Source organism: Coprothermobacter sp. (assembly GCA_013824685.1).
In the GTDB taxonomy this organism is placed as follows: domain Bacteria; phylum Caldisericota; class Caldisericia; order Cryosericales; family Cryosericaceae; genus Cryosericum.
The window spans coordinates 53009-74087 of record PNOG01000018.1; the positions used below are offsets into that span (position 1 = coordinate 53009).

Below are 21079 nucleotides of genomic sequence, written 5' to 3' on the forward strand. Positions count from 1 at the left end.
CGGGGTCGGGCTTCTCATCTCCTGGTTGTTCTTCGTGGGGCGCTAAATTATGGTTCGCAGGGTCTGGAGGGAGGACTTTCGCATCATAGGGTACTATACCGGCCTCGTTACCATTGGCGTCGGTCTGCTGATGCTCGTTCCGATGATGACCAGTCTCGTTTTTCGTGAATGGGCCTCCGCTCTGGATTTTGCCATTTCCGTTGCACTCACACTGCTTGTTGGGTACGTCCTGGCGCTCGCTTCTCGTACCAGGAGCACGCCGGGGCTCACCCATGCGATGGTCATCGCCGCGGGATCATGGCTGGTCGCCATGGTGCTCTCTGGTGTTCCCTACATGCTGAGCGGGCACATGAAGTCGTTCCTCGATGCCTGCTTCGACACGATGAGTGGGTTCACGACGACCGGCATGTTTCTCCTGCAGGACCTGGATCACATTGCCGAGGGACTGAACATGTGGCGTCATCTCCTGACGTACGTCGGCGGTCAGGGGATCGTCGTGCTGGCGCTGACGTTCCTGATCGGTTCCACGGGCGGTGCATTCAAGATCATGGTCGGCGAAGGCAAGGAAGAGAAACTCGAGCCCAACGTCCGGCACATCGCGGTCCTTATCTGGCGCATCTCCCTCATCTACCTGAGCGTTGGAACTGTGGTCCTCGGACTCATCGCCATGGCGAATGGCATCAAACCGCATCTTGCATTCTTTCACGGTGCCTACATTTTCATGTCCGCCTGGAGCACCGGAGGTTTCGCCCCCTACAGCCAGAACATGCTGTACTATCACAGCAGCGCGATGGACATCGCCAGTATGGTGTTTTTTATCCTGGGTTCCTTCAACTTCGCTCTGCACTACGCTGTCTGGAGCGGCAACCGCAGGGAGATCCTTCGCAACGTGGAGATTGTCTCGTTCATGATCACGGTGTTGACGACGTTTTCTCTCGTGTGTCTGGCACTCATGCAGCGAGGCGTCTATCCGAATGCCGTGGCATTGTTCCGGCGCGGATTCTTTCAGCTGGTATCGGGCCATACGACGACTGGCCAGTCCAACATCTACGCGCGGACGTTTGTGCGCGAATGGGGTCCTCTCGGTATGCTTGCGACGACCATCGCCATGGCTATCGGCGCGAGCGCCGCTTCGACCGGCGGTGGGTTCAAGGGACTGCGCATGGGTATCATCGTCAAGGGCATAGCTACCGACATCAGGAAGCTCCTGTCTCCCGAGCGTGCTGTCGTCACGGGGCACTATCATCACCTGCATGACAACATCCTCAGCGACGGCGTGGTCAAGAGCGCGGCAGTCATTGTCGTCCTGTATGTCCTCATCTACGCTGTCGGTGCCATCGTCGGCATGGCCTACGGATATCCCATGGCAGATGCACTGTTCGAGTCCGTGTCGGCCGGCAGCAACACCGGGCTTTCGTGTGGAGTGACGCAGGCTGGCATGCCCACGCTGCTGAAAATCGTGTACATGCTGGAGATGTGGATGGGACGTCTGGAGTTTCTGTCGGTATTCACGCTGTTCGGGTTCATCGCCACAAGTCTCCGGAGCATGAAACTCAGGAAGGTAGCCGTATGAAGAGACTCTGTGTCGTTCTGACAGTCGTGGCGCTCGTGGCCTTGATCGTCGCGCCGGTTCCCGTAAGTGCTGGACTACCGTCCGTGCTGTCGACGACGGAACTTGTAGAAAACTCCTACAAGTGGGACGGGAGGACTGTGTTCTTCAAGGGAGAGGTATTGCAGGGCCCGATGGTACGCAATGATGGTACATGGATGAACCTGTCGAACGGCAACAACACTGCCATGGGGGTGTTCGTGCCAAAGGACGTGGCCATGCCTGTCATTGCGCATGTGGAGGACTACCGCACAGTTGGAGACGTCGTGCTTATTACCGGGGTCTTCCACCGTGTGTGCGTCCAGCACCAGGGCGAAACGGATATTCACGCGTTGAACGTGACGGTCGTGACGCCTGGTTCCAGCAGGGAGAACCCTGTCCGCCTCGACAGGGTCGTGTGGTTTCTTGTTCTGGCTGGCCTACTCGGCCTGGCCATGTGGCTCTACTACCGCAAACCGGCTCGCCGGATCGAGCACTGAGTATCGCAATTGGAACACATTTGCAAAAACAGGGAGACCCCCGTGAGCGGGGCCTCCTGCCATGCATGCCCTCCCCTGCTCAGGCTCTGAATGCGAGATTACCTGCCACAATCGTGGCGAGGATCTGGGTCGACCGTACTGCCTGTGGGTCGTTGTCTCCAAGGATGTCCCTCGACAGGACGACGACATCCGCGTCCTGCCCTTCCGCGAGATTGCCTCGCTGTCCAGACAGGCCTACGCAGTTTTGAGGTGCGACGGTGTAGGCGGTAAGCGCCTCCTGCACGCTGACGCACTGCTCGCGCTGATACGGCTGCTCGCCTGGTCGTGTCCGGAATGCGGCGAACGCGATGCCCTTGAGTGGATCGGGGTCTTCGACGGGGGCATCGGATCCAAAGTTCAGCTCCACGCCGCTGTCGAGCAGTGACCTGAAGGCATACGAACGTGGATGCGGTGTGGGGAAGACTGACTTCAGCTTACCGATGTCGAGGTCGAGATGCGAGGGCTGTACGGACGCCGTGATCCCGAGGTTGGCAAAGCGTTCCACATCCTCGGGGCGCAGGAACTGGGCGTGTTCTATGCGGTGGTGAGCATGCCCCTTGGAAGCGGCGACGCCGGCTTGTTCGAACGCATCCAGCGTCTCCTTGTTGGCCCTATCGCCGATGGCGTGGATCCATACCCACAAGCCGTTCTCGTCCGCCTTGTGGAATCGATCGGCCAGCCAGTTCACGGATTCGTAGGTGTGGTAGCCATGGTTGTCGGATGCTCCCTGCCACGGCTCCTCCATGTACGCTGTCCGGGAACCAAGCGATCCGTCGGCGAAGAGCTTGATGCCTCCGAGTCGGAGGAAATCCGAGCCGAAACCGGACCGAAGCCCGAGCGAGACGGCCGCGTCGAGGTTGTTGAGGCCGATGGCCTGCCAGATCCGGATGCGAGGTTCTTCACTCATGGCGGGGATCAGCGCCTCGAGTTCCGGGAGAATGCCCCAGTCCATGCTGCAGCACGAGGCAAAGCCCATCGAGAGCAGTCTGCTGATGGCGCTGTGGAGTGCAGCGAACCGTTCGTCGAGCTGGGGGGCGGGAATTCGGGAAAGAACCCAGTCCTGAGCGGCGTCGCGGACGATGCCGGTGGGGCCGTCCGTGTCACATGGAACGAGGTCAGAACCGAACGGGCGGGAATTCCACAGGTCAACCGCCTTGAGAGCGGCCGTGTTGAGCCAGAGCGAGTGGTAGTCTTTGCGGTTGAGCACTACTGGCGAATTCGGGTAGAGGTCGTCGAGCTGTCGGCGATGCGGGCTCTTGGACCAGAGTTCGTCGTCCCAGCAATCGCCTCGGACCCAGACTCCGCTGTCCGGTCTGCCAGCCACACGGATGCGCTCCAGGGCCCCATCGAGTGACGTTTCGCCATTCAGGTTCAACCGCATAAGCGAGAATCCATACAGGTCAAGGTGCAGGTGAGCATCCATAAATGCCGGATAGCATGTCGCTCCAGGTGTACCGGCGAAATCGAGGACCTGTGCGTTCCTGCTGGAGGCCATAGCCTGAACCTCGGCAGTACCTCCGATACGGTCGATGATTCCATTTCTCAAGTACAGGGCGTTGCCTGTCTGTTCCCACCATCCGCCCAGCGACGACATTACCCTGACATGAAGCAGTGCTGTGTCTTCATGCTGCATGATCACGTTCCTCCCGCCCGCATGCGGACGCTCATTGTGGCAAAACCCCGGAGTCCCGGGGCGGCACGTTCCAGAACTGACGGAGTCATTGTAGTTCGGCAGGCGCAGGCTTCAACTTGCCGGGTCTGAAAGCAGCAGAAGCCCAGGCCAGGTTTCGATAAGGTAGGTGGGTTTGAGCTCAAGCAGTGCATCGCGTCCAAGGTAGCCGAATGTGCAGCCGCACGAAGCGACACCGGCGTTGCGAGCCACAAGGATGTCATTCCGTGAGTCCCCAACCATGAGCGTTCGCTCCTTGCTGGTGCCAATGTCTCGTATCAGGGACAGGAGACTGGACGGATTTGGCTTGCGCAGGTCGGCGTCGCCGGGGCCGACGACACGGTCGAAGTACTGGAGGGTTCCGAGGCGCCGCAGGATTTCGAGTGAGAGATCCTGGGGTTTGTTCGTCAGTACTGACAAGTGGGCTCCCCGTTCATGGAGTGACGTGAGTGTCTCCGAGCAGCCTTCATAGATGTGCGAGAAGTCGGTACAATGATCCATGTAGTAGGACCGGAAGTCGTCCACCAGCTCATCGACGAACTCCCCTTCGTCAGTCTGGAAGGCTCGTTTCATCATGTCGTCCAGTCCGTCGCCCACCCACGAGATGACGGTGACAACATCGGCGACTGGCCGGGCGTGCAGCTGAAGGACGTGGTTGACGGCTTCTGCAATGTCGCGGCGTGTATCAACAAGCGTTCCATCGAGGTCGAACAAGTAGAGATCGAACACAGGCATTCCCCCTTGCAGTGAAGTGGCGCGGATGATTCTCATGTATACTGTACTGATGCATAGGCGCAAGTCTACCCTCGTATCTGTGAAACCGGACCATGCCTGGCTTGTGACGTTCCGCGATGCTGAGTGCGACTCGTGGTGACAGGAGAGGAACAACATTGATGGAGACAAGACTCATCAAGGACAGTACGGGGTTCGCGTCGCTGGAACCGTTCTGGAATCGACTGGTAGTGGAAAGCGTCGCCAATACATGCCATTCTACGTTCGAATGGTTGTTCACATGGTGGAAGCATTTCAGTGCGGACAAGCGACTACTGCTCATCGCAGCATGCGAGGACGGCGTGCCCGCTGGTCTTGCGCCGTTGTATGCCGACGCCGGTGCCGCTGGATTCAGGGACCTCCATTTCATCGGCCAGGGACTCTCGGACTATGCTGACTTCATCACGCCCCGTGATCGCCCTAACGTAGCTGAAGCCCTTGTCTCAGCCCTGCTGGATCTTCGTTCGTCGTGGGACGGAATGGACCTCGAGGAGATCCCGGCTCAGTCACCCAACAAGGCGCTTCTGGACCGCGTGATCGACGCCGGCAGTGTCCCCGCGGTGTGGCAGACGACGGTGCAATGCCCATACCTGCCGATCGAGACCGGCTGGGAGCCGTTCTACGCCACGATGGGCAAGGGATTCCGGCATGAGGTTCGGAACAAGCTGAACAGATGGAACAACCGTAGCAGTGGTCGAATAGAGGGGTTGGAACTGCGGTACGTCGATCGCAGAGAAGCTGACGGCGCGTTTCTGAACGAGGTTGTCACACTATCGGATCAGCGCCGCTCAGCCGACGGCCATCGAAGTCCGTTCCTCAACCATCCGGACCAGGAGTTTCTTCGGGAAGTGCTGCCACTCATGGGTCGACGCAACCAGCTGCGCGTGGGGGAGCTGCGGAGCGGAAACACTCTCCTGGCATTCATGCTCGCCTTCCACTGGGAGGGCGTAGTCTATACGTGGAACACTCAGTACGACCCCGCGTTCGCAGCGTACTCACTTGGGCGCATCGCGCTGGTATCGTTTGCAGAGCAGTCATTTCGCGAGGGTTGCCACGAACTGAATTTCATGCGAGGCGAAGAACCGTACAAGCTCCAGTGGACAAGCCTCTGCAAGACGAACCTGGCCCTCCGCACAGAGCGCACGGTCCAGCCCGCGGGGGACACGCAGACATCTCCTGGCTGCGGAACGGTCCAGGTCGTGCAGGGCGAAAGGAGTACCTGACATGCGACAAAAAGTCATTGTCACTGGGCACAAGAATCCAGATACAGATTCCATCTGCTCTGCCCTCGGCTACGCGTTCTACAAGAATCGAACAGACCCTTCCCGCGTCTATGTCGCCGTCCGGGGAGGAGAACTCAACGACGAGACCCGCTTCGTTCTGGAGCGCTTTGGGTTTCGCGTGCCGCCACTCTTGAGATCGCTGATGCCACAGGTTCAGGACATTCCCCGGAAGCGCCTGGTGACCGTTGCTCCCTCCACCCGCGTCGGGAAGGCCGCCATTCTCATGAAGGAGCACCATATCCATTCGCTTCCCGTCGTCGACGATGCACTGATCGTACGAGGCGTTGTGGACGCCGTCGACATCGCCACCGCGTATGCCGACCAGCTTGAACATGCTGACATCCTCCCGTATGCCGTGGAGCTTGACACCCTTGTGCGACAGTTGTCAGCCAGGATCGTCGTACATACTGGAGAATCGACGGAGCTGAAGGGGCGATTGCTCGTTGTCACTGGTTCGGTGGGGCGTCTTGCGCCGGGGTCCGAGGACGTCACGATCATCATCTCTGACGGGATACCCTCCGAGGGCATCCTGGCAGCATGTTCGGCCGCCTCCACCCTCATTGTCACTGGCAGAGGCGCTACGGCGGAAACAGAGATGCCGTGGCCGTCACATCTGAGCCTTGTCCTCGAGACGGACATGACGGTGACACAGGCGCTGCGCGCTCTCTGGTCATCGATCCCGGTATCTGCATTCATGGAAGGGACGGTGCCCTTGCTGGGCATGACAGACACACTGGAGAGGGCAAAGAAGGCAGTGCTTGATTCGTCCGCACGTTGTGCCGTAGTTCTTGACGCTCTCCATCATCCGGTGAACATCGTCACCCGTTCCGACCTCATCCGGTTTGCACGCAAGAAGGTTGTCCTGGTGGACCACAACGAGACGCTGCAGGCTGTCGACGGGGTAGAGGAGGCCGATATCCTCGAGATCATCGATCATCACCGTGTCGGCGATATCTCTACGTTCCGCCCCATCTACTTCCACAACGAGCCGGTCGGGAGCACGTGTACGATCGTCGCTGAATTGTGCACAGAGAACGGGGTATTCCTGCCGAAGTCGGTAGCCGGGCTCCTGATGTCGGGCATTCTCTCGGACACCATGAACCTCAACCTTTCGACAACCACGCCAAAGGACGTCCGCGCTGTGCGGCGACTGGCGGCGACCATTGGCATCGACGCGGAAGTATATGGCCTCGAGCTGCTTCAGAACGGTTCCGTGATGTTCAAGGGTCTTCCTGCGACAGAAGTTCTGATGCGGGACTTCAAGGAATTTGACCTCTTCGACACGCGCATCGGCGTCTCTCAGGCTGTCGTGTTCTCGTTCGACCGTATTCGGGAACGGGAGTCGGAATTCAAGCAGGCGATGCGGGATGTGCGGGCACGCATGGGGCTCGCCATGGTGGCATTTCTGGCCACGGATCCTCTGAGCAGGCGGTCATATCTGATCGTCGCCGGGCCTGCCGAGGCGTTTGAAGAGGCATTTGACGTGCGCATGGAAGATGGACATGCCGTCCTCGATGGAGTGCTCTCTCGCAAGAAGGACTTCATTCCACCGGTGGCCGAGGTCCTGTCGCGGTACGCATGATCAAGATCAGGCATCTGACGGCTGACCCCAAGGGATGGACGGGTATTGGGCCCATCGTGAACGTCGCCGGCACTCGAGCCGGGACGTTGCGACCGCAGATCTGGCGGATCTGATTGAAGGGGAGGATTGCGATGGGAGACCGATATGTTCTGGCGATCGACTGTGGTACACAGAGTGTTCGAGGTCTGTTGTTTGACGACGGTGGTCACCTAGTAGCCAAGCATAAGGTAGAATTCGAACCGTATTTCTCACCGGCGCCGGGGTATGCCGAGCATAATGCCGAAGACTACTGGCGAGACGCATGCACGGCGCTGCAGGCGCTGAAGGAAGAGTCGCCCGAAGCGTGGAGCCGCATCGGTGCCGTCGCAGTGACCACACAGCGCGATACGGTCGTTGCGATGGATGCTGGCGGAGTCCCTATCCGCCCCGCCATCATCTGGTTGGACCAGCGCATGGCTCGCTGCGACAAGCCGATGCCTCTCGTGGACCGACTGCAGTTCATGGTTACAGGGATGACGAGAGCAGTCGAGATTACCAGACGCCAGGGCAAAGACAACTGGATGGTGGAGAACGAGCCTGAGTTGTGGGCCCGGACCAGCAAGTGGCTGCTGTTGTCGGGGTTCTTCTGCTTTCGACTGACGGGGCAGTACGTCGATTCGATGGCATCGCAGATAGGTCACGTCCCGTTCGACTATGCTGCACGCAGTTGGCCCCGTAGTGACAGCAGCTGGCGGTGGCACATGTTCAGTGCACGTCGGGACCAGGTGCCCGAGCTCGTGGAAGCCGGTGAGCAGATGGGCACAATATCCGCCGCCGCAGCGCGGGAGACCGGTATTCCCGAAGGAACACCGGTCATTGCCGCCGGCTCCGACAAGGGATGTGAGACGCTGGGTGTCGGCTGTGTCGATACGACGAGTGTCAGCCTGAGCTTCGGGACTGCCGCGACCGTTCAGAGTACGTCACGAAGGTATTTCGAGCCGATCATGTTCATGCCGCCGTATCCGGCCAGTGTCAGAGGAAGCTTCAATCCCGAGATTCAGATCTATCGTGGCTACTGGATGGTGAGCTGGTTCAAGAAGGAGTTTGCTGCTCACGAAGCCGTGGAGGCAGAACACCGGGGCGTTTCCCCCGAGGTCGTGCTGAACGAGCACCTGGAGGACGTACCTCCGGGGTCGCAGGGTCTGATGCTTCAGCCATACTGGGGTCCCGGCCTGAAGACGCCCGAGGCGAAGGGATCGATGATTGGATTCGGCGACGTGCACACCAGATCGCATGTCTACCGCGCCATTATCGAAGGCATCGGCTATGCCCTGCTCGAAGGAGTCGAACGCATCGAGCGCAAGAGCGGGCAGAAGGTGAAACGGATCATGGTGTCAGGAGGGGGTTCGCAGAGCGACGCGATCTGCCAGATCACCGCAGACCTGTTCGACCGGCCGGTGGTGCGAAGTGAGACCTATGAGACGTCGGGTCTGGGCGCTGCCATCAACGGTTTCGTAGGGATTGGCGTCTATGCCACGCATGAAGAGGCAGTGAAGAATATGGTTCACTGGGACAGTACCTTTCTTCCACGTCCCGAGGTGGCCAGCGTTTACCATGAACTGTACGCGCGCGTCTATAAGCGCATCTACCCCGCGCTGCAGCCGCTCTATCGCGAGATTCAGCAGATAACCGGGTATCCGGACATCTGAAGAGAGACGACGGACAAGGACACTGCATTCTGAGTGCAGCCATCAACCCTATTCCCACTCGATCGTGGAGGGGGGTTTCGATGTGATATCATAGACCACCCGGTTGACCTCAGGCAGTTCACTGGTAATTGCGCGAGATATCTCCTCGAGCACATCCGCAGGAAGCCGTACCCAGTCGGCGGTCATGCCGTCGCTGCTTTCGACGACGCGAAGGGCAACTGTATGGACATACGTCCGTTCGTCACCCTTGACGCCGACGGTTCGGATGCCGGGAAGTACAGCGAACGACTGCCATACCTTCGTGTACCATCCTGACGCTCTCATCACTCGTTCGACGACTGCGTCTGCACGCTGCAGGATGTCAACGTTCTCGGGTGTCACCTCGCCAAGGATACGGACGCCCAGGCCAGGACCCGGGAACGGTTGTCTGTCCACTAGTTCTTCCGGAAGTCCCAGAGCGCGGCCGAGGTCGCGCACCTCATCCTTGAACAGCAGACGGAGTGGTTCGATGAGCGAGAATGAGAGATCTGCAGGCAGGCCGCCGACGTTGTGGTGACTCTTGATGGTGCTGGCGACGGAACTTCCGGATTCGATGACGTCCGGGTAGAGTGTCCCCTGCACGAGAAACGGGATGCCCTGCATGGCACGCGCCTGCTCAGCAAAACAGTCGATGAAAGCCGCGCCTATCGCCTTGCGCTTCTTCTCGGGTTCCGTGACACCCTTCAGCGATGCGAAGAACTGTGTAGAGGCATCAATGCGTACAAGAGGCATATCGAAACGACGATGGAACACCGACTCGACACGGTCGCCTTCTCCGGTCCTGAGCAGCCCTGTATCAACAAACACGCAGGTGAGGCGATTGCCGATGGCGCGGTGCACCAGCGTCGCTGCGACCGAGCTGTCGACACCTCCCGAGAGCGCGCAGAGCGCGCGCTCATCACCTATTCGCGAACGGATGTCCTGGATGGCATCGCCTACGAAGCCGGACATCGTCCAGTCGCCTGAACAGCCTGCCGCCTCGAAAAGGAAGTGGTGCAGGACGTCACGGCCGACGGGTGTGTGAACCACCTCGGGGTGGAACTGTATGCCGTATTGTCGTCGGTCTGGATTTTCCATGGCGGCAATGGGACATGCCGGGGTCGACGCAGTGATCCGGAAGCCCGGGGGAATCATCCCGATGCGGTCGGCGTGGCTCATCCAGCAGGAGGTCTCAGCCGGAAGACCGCGAAATAGAGAAGAAGTCTCGTCCAGTTGGACAGTTGTCTTCCCATACTCGCCTGCTGGAGCGTGTTCCACGGACCCTCCAAGCAGGTTGGCCATCAACTGGGCTCCGTAACAGATACCAAGGATTGGCACCCCGACTTCGAAAACGGCTGTGTCGCAGACAGGGGCAGAGGCGGCGTAAACGCTGGCGGGACCACCGGAAAGGATGATTGCCTTCGGGTTCCTCGCAGTCAGCGTCTCGAGAGGTGTGTCGAACGGGATGATTTCGCAAAAAACGTGCAGTTCGCGGACTCGACGCGCGATGAGCTGCGTATACTGACCGCCGAAGTCCAGGATGAGAACAAGCTCGTGCTTCGCTGCGGAGTTCATTCTGCGCAGTAGTTGGGGCTTTCGTTCGTCATGTCGACGTCATGGGGATGAGACTCGCGCAGCCCTGCCCCTGTGATTCGGACAAAGCGGGATTCACTTCGCAGAAGGTCGATTGTTGGTGTGCCGCAATAGCCCATGCCCGCTCGAAGACCGCCCAGCAACTGATACAGGACGTCGTGAACCGATCCCCTCAGGGGAACACGGCCCTCGATACCCTCAGGCACCAGCTTGAACCGGGTCTCCTGAAAGTACCGGTCGCTGCTTCCCTGCTCCATTGCGCCAAGCGATCCCATGCCACGATAGGTCTTGTACTGCTTGTTCCCTGCCGTGACGACGTCGCCCGGGCTTTCAGCCGTGGCGGCGAGAAGACCGCCCAGCATGACCGTGTTTCCTCCGGCCGCAAGGGCCTTTGCTATGTCGCCGGAGTACCGGATGCCTCCATCGGCGACGATGGGGACATCATGACGCTGGGCTTCCTGGGCGCATTCGTAGATGGCGGTTATCTGGGGCATGCCGACTCCTGCTACGATACGGGTCGTACAGATCGAGCCCGGCCCTATGCCGACCTTCACCGCATCGGCTCCGGCGATGACCAGGTCGCGGACAGCTTCCGGTGTCGCCACGTTGCCCGCCAGGATGGGGACGGCGGGGAATGTTTGTTTGAGGAGCGCTACGGCTCTGACGATGCCGAGAGAATGGCCGTGAGCACTGTCGAGCACCAGCAGGTCAGCACCTGCTTCGACGAGTGATCGGGCTCGAGCGAGCAAGTCGGTTGCCACGCCGACTGCAGCCCCCACAAGCAGTCTGCCCCTGTCGTCGGTCACAACCTCGGGACATGCCAGTGTTCGCGTCATCTCGTCGATTGTCGCAAAACCGGCCAATTGTCCATCCGTATCGGCCAAGGCAAGTTCATGTATCCCCCACTTGGCAAGATGCGTGGAGAGGCCGGGCGCATCCAGGCCTGGTGGGATTGCGATCTTCGAGCTCACGTGAAGGAGCTGCGAGAGAAGAGTCGATGGCTCTTCAAAGGCAAGATCTGAGGGAGTGACGAGGCCGACCAGACGGTGCCCTTCCATGAGTGGCAGTGCGAAAACGTTGAACCGCTCGAGCAGATCGTGCGCTTCGAGAACAGTCTGCCGTGGATCGAGGTGAGCTATGGAGGAAGGTGTGTGTATGCAGATCGACTTGACCGTGGTGACTTCTGCCGCCTGGCGTTCGATGGACATGTTCTTGTGGATGAAGCCGATGCCGCCTTCCAATGCCATTGCCACTGCCATTGTGGATTCGGTGACGGTGTCCATGGCAGCGCTGACGATTGGGATGTTCAGGTGGATTGAGCGCGTAAGCTGCGTGCTTAGGTCGACGTCGTGCGGCAGGACGTCCGATTTTCCGGGAATCAGCAGGACATCATCGAAGGTCAGACCCTCTCGTGCGAACTTGTCATCCATAGTTCCTCCCAATGGCAGGCGGTCTTACTGGCTCGGCTCCCACAGTGCGCATGTCGATGAACATAGCCTAGCGGGCGCCGGGTCAGTTGTCAACGAGGAACCGTGAGACGACCCGGGGTTCCCGGAGACCCTCTAGTGGCCTCCGGGCAGTAGATTGCGGAGCCAGCTTCCCAGCGCCTGGACATCGATCGGAGGGAGTCTGACAAACAGGGGTGCCATCAGGGGGTAGACGCGGCTTTCGCCCACGAGAGCAGCCGACAGGGAAACGGGTAGGAAATGCGTCACCAGTCCCAACAGAAGTCCTGCGATGGCGATCTTGATGATCGACGAGAGGATGATGGCGGGAACGGCGATCAGAACATACAACAGCAGGTAGGTCACGATGTAGTAGGCGACAGTGGCAAGGCCCTGATTCGGGAGCCTGATGAAACTGACGTAGTATGGCGTCAGCGAGGCCGTCAGGAGTGCAGACAGGCCGATTGCCAGAAGGGATATGCCAATCTTGCCCTGCTTGGTAAACAGGTTCCGGGCGATAATGATTGCCGCCGATATGACGAAGATCGTGTCGAACAGCACTGGGCACCTCCGATGCGTCTGCTCGTCTCGTTTCAGTATGAGCCCAGCTCACGGCGCGTCAACAAGGTGTGACGTCTGGCAGCGGCAGTCGCCGTTGGTTGGGGCCGGTTCCAGGGTATACTGAAACATGCGCTCCGTGACAGGCACGTAGATGTCTGCCGAGTGTGCCCTTTGGCAGTCGCTGCACATGAAAAGGAGATAGACGTGGGATATTTCATCGATCTGCTGTTCCTGTTTGTGAGACGCCCCGCCGAGGGCATGCGCCGGATTCGTGAGCATCCGTCGATACTCGCGGCCCTGATTGCCTTGCTGTTGACAGGCGTCATCGATGCGATGAGCTTTCGCCTCATGGATGTCGTCGGCCTCCTGAAGTCCGTCGGTCTCACGAGCCAGATGACAGACGCCATTGCCCTGGCGCAGCAAGCCCCGGGGACGTTCTGGGCGTTTGTGACCGAACCCTTCTTCCTCGTGATGCTGTCGGTGATTGTCATCGACGCTGTGGCACAACTTGTATGGAAGCGCACTGCGGCTCCGCACATGTATGTTGCCCTCAGCTTCTCCGGGCTGGTGGGAGCGGCACTGCGTGTGATCGGGATCTTGATGGCCGGTGTCGCGAGTGGCATAGTCCTCGATGTCTTCGCCTATGGGGCTGTCCTGTACATGCTCGTCATGGGAGTCCTGGCGGTCCGGTTCTTCTATGAGAAGAGCACGGCAAGAGCACTTGCTCTCTACCTCTTGCCGACGGTGATCGGAGTTGGCGTCCTGGTGCTTCTCACTCTAACAGTTGGCGGAGCCGTCTGATGCCCCTGGATTTCAAGGGGGACCTTAACCCGCGGCAGCTGAAGGCCGTAGAGGAATGTACGGGCCCCTGCTTGGTGCTTGCGGGAGCGGGATCGGGCAAGACTAGGGTCATCACGTACAAGCTCGCGTATCTCATTGCCAAGCGTGGCATTGCCCCATCGCACATCATGGCTGTTACGTTCACCAACAAGGCAGCAGGCGAGATGCGCTCGCGCGTCGACGCACTCGTTGGGACTGACCTTTCCCGCAAGGGACTGTGGATAGGTACGTTTCACTCCTTGTGCGGTCGTATCCTGAGAGAGCAGATCGAGAAGCTTGGGCTGGGCTATACGAACAGGTTCGTCATCATCGACGAAGATGACCGCACGCGTCTCGTACGACAGGTCCTCAAGGAGTTGAACATGGACCCGAAGACCTACGAGCCACAGAAGATCGTGTATCGCATTTCCGACGCGAAGTCGAATCTTGTTGGTCCCGAAGAGCTCTCTGATTATGGCTACAGCTACATCGAGAAGGCGACGGCGACGGTTTACAGACTCTATCAGAAGCGCCTCCAGCAAGGGAATCTGCTGGATTTCGACGACCTCATCGCGCTGGTCATCCGTTTATTTGATGAGTGTCCGGAGGTCGAGGAGCACTACAGCTCGAAGTTCGAACATGTCCTGGTGGACGAGTACCAGGACGTGAACAAGATGCAGTACGAACTGGTCAAACGGCTTTCGAAGATGCATGGCAACGTCACGGTTGTCGGTGATGACGATCAGAGCATCTATGCGTTCCGCGGAGCAAACAGCAAGCTTATTCTTGGGTTCGAGAAGGACTACCCAGGCACCACCGTGGTCAAGCTTGAGCAGAACTACCGGTCGACGCAGTCCATCCTCGACGCGGCGAACTCCCTCGTGGCACGCAACCGAACACGTTTTGCAAAGAAGCTCTGGACGAACAACGGAACAGGTACCCCCGTGCATCTGTTCGAAGCTTTGACGCCGGAGGAAGAAGCCGGTTTCGTCGCCTCGAGCATCGACGTCCTGGTCCGGGGCGGTGCAGATCCTCGAGATATGGCGGTCATTTACAGGATGAACAGCCAGTCTCGTGCCATTGAGGAAGCACTGCTCGCATCGAACATCCCCTATCAGATTGTCGGCGGGTTGAAATTCTACGAACGGCAGGAGGTGAAGGACGTTCTCGCGTATCTCCGGCTTGGTTTCAACCCAAGCGATAACCTTGCGTTTGAGCGGGCTGTGAGTCGGCCTTCCCGGGGGTTCGGCGACAAGAGCCTGTCCGAGTTGAAGCAGCTGGCGGCAGAGCATGGCACGTCATGGTTCATGGCATTGCCCGACTGGGTCGGACAGGCCAAGAGCGGGAAGGCCAGGGATAGGCTCGAGGCATTCGTCGATCTCATTGTGCACGTCGGCGCGGCGAGCGAGTCGGCGATCAGTGCAGCCAACTTCGTGTTTGCCTCGTCGGGACTTCTCGAGCAGTACAGCGACGCAGGAGAGGAAGCCGACTTTGAATTGCAGTCGAGACGTGAGAATCTCGGGGAGTTCATGCGCACGGTCGATGAGTTCGACCGGATGAGCGAGGACCACTCGCTGGGAGCCTATTTGTCGCAGGTGGCGCTGGTCCAGGACCAGGACAGCATGAAGTCGGGCACGGGAAGAGGTGTCTTGCTCATTACAGCACACTCAGCCAAAGGTCTCGAATTCGGCGAGGTGTTCGTCGTCGGTGCCGAGGAAGGAGTCTTTCCTCACCGCCGGGCATTGGACAGCAGCGCCGACATCGAAGAAGAGCGACGGCTGTTCTACGTGGCGTGCACACGCGCGCGCAAGGAACTCTCGATAACATACTGCACACAGCGCACCAGCTACTACGGCTCGGGATTCCAGGAAGCCTCGCGATTCATCAAAGAGATGGAACTGACCAGCGAGAAGGTTGCCGGAGTATCGTCTCGCGAGCGACCCGAGCTCATCGAGGGCAACACGGTCATGCACAACATCTTTGGTGTCGGCAAAGTGCTGGAGGTGTTCTACGATGGCAACGACCAGTTCGTCGTCATCGATTTCAAGAAGGTCGGCATCAAGAAGCTGGCCGCGCAGTATGCCCAGCTGAAGAAAGTGTAATGTGCGTCGCCGACCGGTCCGTGCGATTCCGCCGTTCTTCTATTGAACTGTATGTGCATGATAGTAGAATGACACTAGCACATCGCAGCCAATGGGTTTCTGTTAGTGGGAGGTGCTGATGATAGGTTTCTGGATAGCAATGACAATTGCGTGTGCAGTAGCGGACGCTTTTCTTCCCTACTACCTGTTGGTCTGGTTCTCGGGCGGAGCCATTGCTGCACTCCTGTTTTCATGGGCCGGGTTCAACACGTCAGTGCAGTTCCTTGTGTTCTTCCTGGTATCGTTTGCGCTCATGGCACTCGTTGGGCGCTACATCAATTCACGTTTGTTGAGGGGTGGCTCCAAGATGCGAACGAACACTGAAGAGATGATAGGCAAGACGGCCAGCGTCGTCATGGCTATCCCAGCTGGTGATGCGGGACGCGTGGCACTCAAGGGCACGACATGGAGAGCCATTCTCAATGATGAGGCAGCTATGGCTGCCGTTGGCGACAAGGTCATCGTTGTCTCGATCGAAGGCGTCACCTTAACTGTAAGAAAGGAATAGGAGGTACTCATGCCATTCACGTTCAACTGGTCCATTGTCTGGTGGCTGGTCGGGTTTGCCGTCGTCGTGCTTTTTGCGTTGCGGTACATCTTGATTGTTCGCCAGAGCACGGCGGTCATCGTCGAGCGCCTCGGGAAATTCAGCCGAGAGCTGAAGCCCGGCCTGCATTTCCTGATCCCGATCCTCGACAGTGTGAGAGCGGTCGTCGACTTGCGCGAGCAGGCGTGGGACTATCCACCCCAGGCTGTCATCACCAAAGACAACGTTCCCACGAGCATCGACATCGTTCTGTACTACTATCTCACCGACCCTGTGAAGTCGGTCTATGAGGTACGCAATCTCAACGAGGCCATCCTCAAGCTCACGATGACGTCTATTCGCAACATCTCGGGCAGTCTGAACCTTGATGAGCTTCTGGTCTCTCGTGAGAATGTCAACAACGAGCTGACCCAGATCGTCGACGTTGCCACGGACCCATGGGGTGTCAAGGTCACGCGTGCGGAAATCAAGTCGGTGAACCCGCCGGCCGAGATCCTCGAGGCCATGACGCGGCAGATGAAGGCGGAGCGCAGCAAACGTGCCGTTATTCTCGAAGCCGAAGGATTCAAGGAAGCCGAGATCAACAAGGCCGAAGGACAGAAACAGGGTGCGATCCTTCGTGCCGAGGGCGATCGGCAGCAGAGAATCCTCAGTGCCGAGGGTGAGGCGCAGGCATTGATCACAGTCGCCAACGCTCGCAAGCAAGCGACGATTGCGTATTTTCAGGGCATTCACGAGGGTGGTGCCTCCCAGGACGTTTTGGCGCTGAAGTACATGGAGACACTCGAAGCCATCAGCGCAAACCCAGCCAACAAGGTGTTCCTGCCGTACGAGAGCAGTGCTCTCATGGGGAGTCTCGGTACCATCAAGGAACTCTTCAAGGACGCTTCTTCAGATACTACTCCGCCGGTTTCGACGGCGAAGGGCAAGTAGCTCGAACCGACTTCTGGCAAAGGCGCCGGTCGTAAAGACCGGCGCCTTTGCATGTTGCAGTGTTGGCCAAGAGCAGGATTGGGTCTGTCGGTCTCGCCCCGTTGTATTTTTTCCGCCAGTTGGTACCATTGGAAGTGGTCGCACGTGCGACAAATCCTGTTGGGAAAGGGGAGGCTATTATATGAGGAAAGCACTGTCACTTGTCTTGATAGCGGTATTCCTGGTCTCATTCTTTGGCGGATTGGCGGTCGTACCGTCAGCAAAGGCAGTTGCTCAGGAGGTAACGTATAACCTGGGGACTGAGCCCGCTGCGATCGATCCAGCCATCACAACTGGCATTCCAGAAGCCAACATCGAACTGCAGGTCTTCGATGGGCTGACGCGTATCGACAACAAGAATATGCCGCAGCCAGCGATCGCAAAGAGCTGGACGATCTCCAAGGATCAGAAGACGTATCTGTTTACGCTTCGCGATGCGTACTGGACGAACGGGACGCCTGTCACGGCGTATGACTTTGAGTATGCCTGGAAGCGCGCGCTCAGCCCGGAGATCGCTTCCGAATATGCCTACCAGCTCTACTACGTGTATGGCGGTGAAGCGTTCAACAGGTCCATCAAGGTCGGCAGCAAGTACTATGTCCAGGCTGTCGACGCCAAGGGCAATCCCCTGACGAAGAAAGAAGGGGACAAGGAAGTCGCCGTTCCGGACATGAAGAAAGAGATCGACCCCAGCAAGAACGTGGGCGTCAGGGCACTCAATGCAAAGACGCTCAAGGTCTATCTCCAGTCGCCCGCCGTCTACTTCCTCAACTTGACAGCGTTCCCTACGCTGATGCCTGTCTGCAAGGCTGTTGTCAGCAAGAATGACAAATGGGCCGCCGATGTCAAGACATACGTGACCAACGGTCCATTCAAGCTCATCGAGTGGTCACACAATGAGAAGATGGTCTTTGTCAAGAACCCGATGTACTGGGACAAGGACAAGGTCAAGCTCACCAAGATCACGTACTACTTGGTCGAAGATGAGTCGACTGCGCTTGCGATGTTCCAGAGCGGTCAGCTGGACGCCGCGCGCGACGTACCCATCACAGAGCTGCCCAAGCTGGTCGCCTCAGGCGAGGCACAAATCCTTCCTTACCTTGGAACATACTACTACCTGGTCAATGTCACCAAGAAGCCGTTCAACGATGTGCGCGTTCGCAAGGCCCTACTCCTGGCGATCAACCGCGCAGGCATCACTAAGTCCATCACTCAGGGCGGAGAGGTTCCCGCGCTGGGGTATGTTCCCTACGGCATTGCAGATGCGCTTCCTGGCAGCGATTTCCGTACGGCAGCCCAGGAGAAATTCTATACGGACAACGATATCGCTACGGCAAAGGCACTACTTGCTGCGGCCGGCTATCCGAATGGCAAGGGGTTCCCTGCCTTCACCATACTGTACAACACCTCCAACCGGCACAAATCCATTGCCGAGGCGATCCAGCAGATGTGGAAGAAGAACCTGGGTATCACCTGCACCCTCAAGAACGAGGAGTGGGGCGTCTACATGGATGACCGGGCGCACCTCAACTACAGTGTCTGCCGTGCGGGCTGGATCGGTGACTACATGGACCCCAACACGTTCCTGGACATGTGGGTAACGGGTGGCGGAAACAACGACACTGGCTGGAGCAACAGGGCTTACGATGCTCTCATCGCAAAGGCCAAGGCGACTCTCGACCCGAAGGCGCGCATGGCGGCACTGCATGCCGCGGAGAAGATCCTCATGACAGACATGCCCATCCTTCCGATCTACTACTACACGAACCCCGTGCTGCTGAGCAAGAGCATCAAGAACTTCTATCAGTCGGCGCTGGGGTTTATCGACTGGAAAAACGCCTACATGGGGTAGCTGCCAGAGGTCCCTTGACGGTCGTACACACGTTCTAGACAGGAAAAGTAGCGGGGCGGCTCTGCTGCGAGGCTGGAGAGCCGCCCCCTTTCGTATCCTTGGAGGATCTATGCTGAAGTTCATTCTGCGGCGCGTGCTCTCGATGATTCTGGTCGTCCTTATTGTCGCATCCGCTACCTTCTTCATGATGCGCTTGCTTCCATCGGGGCCCTTCGCCCGCGAGAAGAAGCTGCCACCTGAGATCGTCAAAAACCTCGAGGAACGATATCACTTGGACGATCCAGTCTGGAAGCAGTATGTCGACTACATCAAGAACCTTCTGCGGGGGGACCTCGGTCCCAGTTTCAAGTACAGGAACCGCACGGTCAACAACATCATCAACGATGGATTTCCTGTGTCGGCCGCGTTGGGAGCGGTGGCGGTGTCTCTCGCCATCGTCATCGGCATCCCGCTGGGCATCTGGGGTGCACTCAGGCAGAATGGCTGGCAGGACAACCTTGTGATGTTCGTTGCTCTCCTGGGCGTGTCCGTCCCTAACTTCATCATGGCGGTCTTACTCATGCTCATCTTTGCCTTGGGGTTGCACGTCGTACCCGCCGCTGGCTGGGGTTCCGCTAGACAGATCATCCTTCCCGCCTTTACGCTGGCGGGGTATCCGATAGCATTCATCGCACGTCTTGTGCGCTCGTCCATGCTCGAGGTCCTGCGCCAGGAATACATCACGACGGCACGGGCAAAAGGACTCTCCGAGCGTCTCGTGATTTTCCGGCATGCACTGCGCAACATCCTCATTCCAGTCGTTACGGTGCTGGGGCCTCTTATCGCGGCGGTGTTCACAGGGAGTTTCGTTGTCGAGAAGATCTTTGCAATCCCGGGTTTGGGCCGCTACTACGTCACCAGTATCAATGACCGCGACTACACGACCATCCTGGGCGTGACCATTTTTTACAGCGCCCTGCTGGTAGTCATGAACTTCCTGGTAGACCTGACGTATGCCTGGCTTGATCCACGCATCCGCTACGTCGAAAGGAAGGTGTCGTGATGGCTGCGCAGACTGCATGGCAATTCAAGGACGGTGTTGCACCTGATGCGGGTTCGTTCATACCTGCCTCCAAGGACTCTGCGGAGTTGCAACAGATTGCTGGACGGTCGACGACGTACTGGAGCGACGCCATACGCCGGATTCGCCGCAACAAGCTGGCCGTTGTAGGCTTCTGGATCATTATCGCCTTGCTCGTCGTCGCTGTCGTCGGACCGATAGTCTCACCATATAGCTATGAAGATCAGGACCTGGAGAACACGTTCCAGTCCCCCACGCTGCGACATCCTTTCGGAACGGACCAGCTGGGACGCGATCAGCTGACGCGTGTCATGTACGGTTCGCGCATCTCGCTTGCGGTAGGCATCGTGTGCGCGACTCTCAACTTTCTCATCGGCGTGACCTATGGGGGTATCGCCGCTTACTTTGGAGGACGGGTCGACGAGATCATGATGCGTATCGTCGATATCCTGTACGGTATACCGACGCTGATCATCGTGATTCTGCTGACGGTGCTGTTCAAGGATAGAGGCGTCAATCCCCTGATCAACGTATTCATTGCCATCGGGCTCACCTACTGGCTACCCATGGCACGCATCGTCCGAGGCGAGATCCTGTCGCTCAAGGAGCGTGAGTTCGCGTTGGCCGCGAAGACCATTGGTGCCCCTAACAACCGTATCCTCTTCAGGCATCTCATCCCCAATGCGATGGGTCCCATCATTGTCACAGTGACGCTGCAGATTCCATCTGCGATCTTCACCGAGGCCTTTCTCAGCTATATAGGGTTGGGTGTCAGCGCGCCGGTGGCCAGCTGGGGCGTTCTTGCCTCGGACGGTACCCAAGCCATCCGTTCATACCCCTACCTTGTGCTGTTTCCAGCACTGGCGATCAGCCTGACGATGTTTGCCTTCAATTTCCTGGGCGACGGCCTGCGCGACGCGCTGGACCCACGCCTGAGACAGTAGGGGTGCG

The 21079-nt window shown here is 58.4% G+C and carries 17 protein-coding genes; 12 read left to right on the forward strand and 5 right to left on the reverse strand.

The genetic code is table 11. The features are described from left to right. Positions 1–49 precede the first annotated feature (49 nt). Together C0398_05695 and C0398_05700 are read left to right on the forward strand one after the other, a co-directional pair. Positions 50–1573, forward strand: a complete 1524-nt coding sequence (locus tag C0398_05695) for a cation transporter (GenBank protein MBA4365486.1) — start codon at positions 50–52, stop codon at positions 1571–1573. Then, a complete protein-coding gene (locus C0398_05700; protein MBA4365487.1) occupies positions 1570–2088 on the forward strand; it encodes a hypothetical protein in 519 nt (172 codons plus the stop codon). The genes C0398_05695 and C0398_05700 overlap by 4 nt, the downstream gene beginning before the upstream one ends. A gap of 79 nt (positions 2089–2167) precedes the next feature. Here the strand turns inward: C0398_05700 and C0398_05705 are convergent, their stop codons facing one another. Both C0398_05705 and C0398_05710 read right to left on the reverse strand, forming a co-directional pair. Continuing rightward, entirely contained in the window at positions 2168–3766 is a 1599-nt protein-coding gene (locus C0398_05705; GenBank protein ID MBA4365488.1) for a hypothetical protein, read from the reverse strand. 105 nt (positions 3767–3871) lie between these two features. Beyond that, on the reverse strand, positions 3872–4687 hold the full coding sequence (locus tag C0398_05710; protein ID MBA4365489.1) for a hypothetical protein: 816 nt from the start codon (positions 4685–4687) through the stop codon (positions 3872–3874). Between C0398_05710 and C0398_05715 the strand changes: the two genes are divergently transcribed. From C0398_05715 to C0398_05725, 3 genes are all read left to right on the forward strand, one after another. After that, the gene (locus tag C0398_05715) at positions 4648–5790 is read left to right on the forward strand and encodes a hypothetical protein (protein MBA4365490.1); all 1143 of its coding nucleotides are present in this window, start codon (positions 4648–4650) and stop codon (positions 5788–5790) included. The genes C0398_05710 and C0398_05715 overlap by 40 nt on opposite strands. A 1-nt stretch (position 5791) precedes the next feature. Then, positions 5792–7432 carry a hypothetical protein gene (locus C0398_05720; protein MBA4365491.1) on the forward strand — a complete coding sequence of 547 codons (1641 nt, stop codon included), beginning with the start codon at positions 5792–5794 and terminating at the stop codon, positions 7430–7432. A gap of 131 nt (positions 7433–7563) precedes the next feature. Beyond that, positions 7564–9120: a carbohydrate kinase gene (locus tag C0398_05725; protein ID MBA4365492.1), complete on the forward strand. Its 1557-nt coding sequence runs from the start codon at positions 7564–7566 to the stop codon at positions 9118–9120. A gap of 48 nt (positions 9121–9168) precedes the next feature. Here the strand turns inward: C0398_05725 and C0398_05730 are convergent, their stop codons facing one another. From C0398_05730 to C0398_05740, 3 genes are all read right to left on the reverse strand, one after another. Next, a complete protein-coding gene (locus tag C0398_05730) occupies positions 9169–10713 on the reverse strand; it encodes a GMP synthase (glutamine-hydrolyzing) (GenBank protein ID MBA4365493.1) in 1545 nt (514 codons plus the stop codon). Continuing rightward, the gene (locus tag C0398_05735; GenBank protein ID MBA4365494.1) at positions 10710–12161 is read right to left on the reverse strand and encodes an IMP dehydrogenase; all 1452 of its coding nucleotides are present in this window, start codon (positions 12159–12161) and stop codon (positions 10710–10712) included. Before C0398_05735 ends, C0398_05730 begins: the two co-directional genes overlap by 4 nt. 132 nt (positions 12162–12293) lie before the next feature. Next, the gene (locus C0398_05740) at positions 12294–12737 is read right to left on the reverse strand and encodes a hypothetical protein (protein ID MBA4365495.1); all 444 of its coding nucleotides are present in this window, start codon (positions 12735–12737) and stop codon (positions 12294–12296) included. Between the two features lie 204 nt (positions 12738–12941). On the opposite strand from C0398_05740, the gene C0398_05745 reads away from it, so the two are divergent. The 7 genes from C0398_05745 to C0398_05775 all read left to right on the forward strand — a co-directional run bounded on the left by C0398_05745 (position 12942) and on the right by C0398_05775 (position 21072). Further along, positions 12942–13538, forward strand: coding sequence for a hypothetical protein (locus C0398_05745; protein MBA4365496.1), 597 nt, complete (start codon positions 12942–12944; stop codon positions 13536–13538). Next, the gene (locus tag C0398_05750) at positions 13538–15658 is read left to right on the forward strand and encodes an ATP-dependent DNA helicase PcrA (protein MBA4365497.1); all 2121 of its coding nucleotides are present in this window, start codon (positions 13538–13540) and stop codon (positions 15656–15658) included. Before C0398_05745 ends, C0398_05750 begins: the two co-directional genes overlap by 1 nt. A gap of 118 nt (positions 15659–15776) precedes the next feature. After that, positions 15777–16205, forward strand: a complete 429-nt coding sequence (locus C0398_05755; protein ID MBA4365498.1) for a hypothetical protein — start codon at positions 15777–15779, stop codon at positions 16203–16205. A 9-nt stretch (positions 16206–16214) separates the two neighbouring features. Next, on the forward strand, positions 16215–17177 hold the full coding sequence (locus C0398_05760; GenBank protein ID MBA4365499.1) for an SPFH/Band 7/PHB domain protein: 963 nt from the start codon (positions 16215–16217) through the stop codon (positions 17175–17177). A gap of 181 nt (positions 17178–17358) precedes the next feature. Then, entirely contained in the window at positions 17359–19068 is a 1710-nt protein-coding gene (locus C0398_05765) for an ABC transporter substrate-binding protein (protein MBA4365500.1), read from the forward strand. Between the two features lie 109 nt (positions 19069–19177). Then, positions 19178–20110, forward strand: coding sequence for a peptide ABC transporter permease (locus C0398_05770; GenBank protein ID MBA4365501.1), 933 nt, complete (start codon positions 19178–19180; stop codon positions 20108–20110). Then, a complete protein-coding gene (locus C0398_05775; GenBank protein ID MBA4365502.1) occupies positions 20110–21072 on the forward strand; it encodes a diguanylate cyclase in 963 nt (320 codons plus the stop codon). The genes C0398_05770 and C0398_05775 overlap by 1 nt, the downstream gene beginning before the upstream one ends. Positions 21073–21079: the final 7 nt, after the last annotated feature.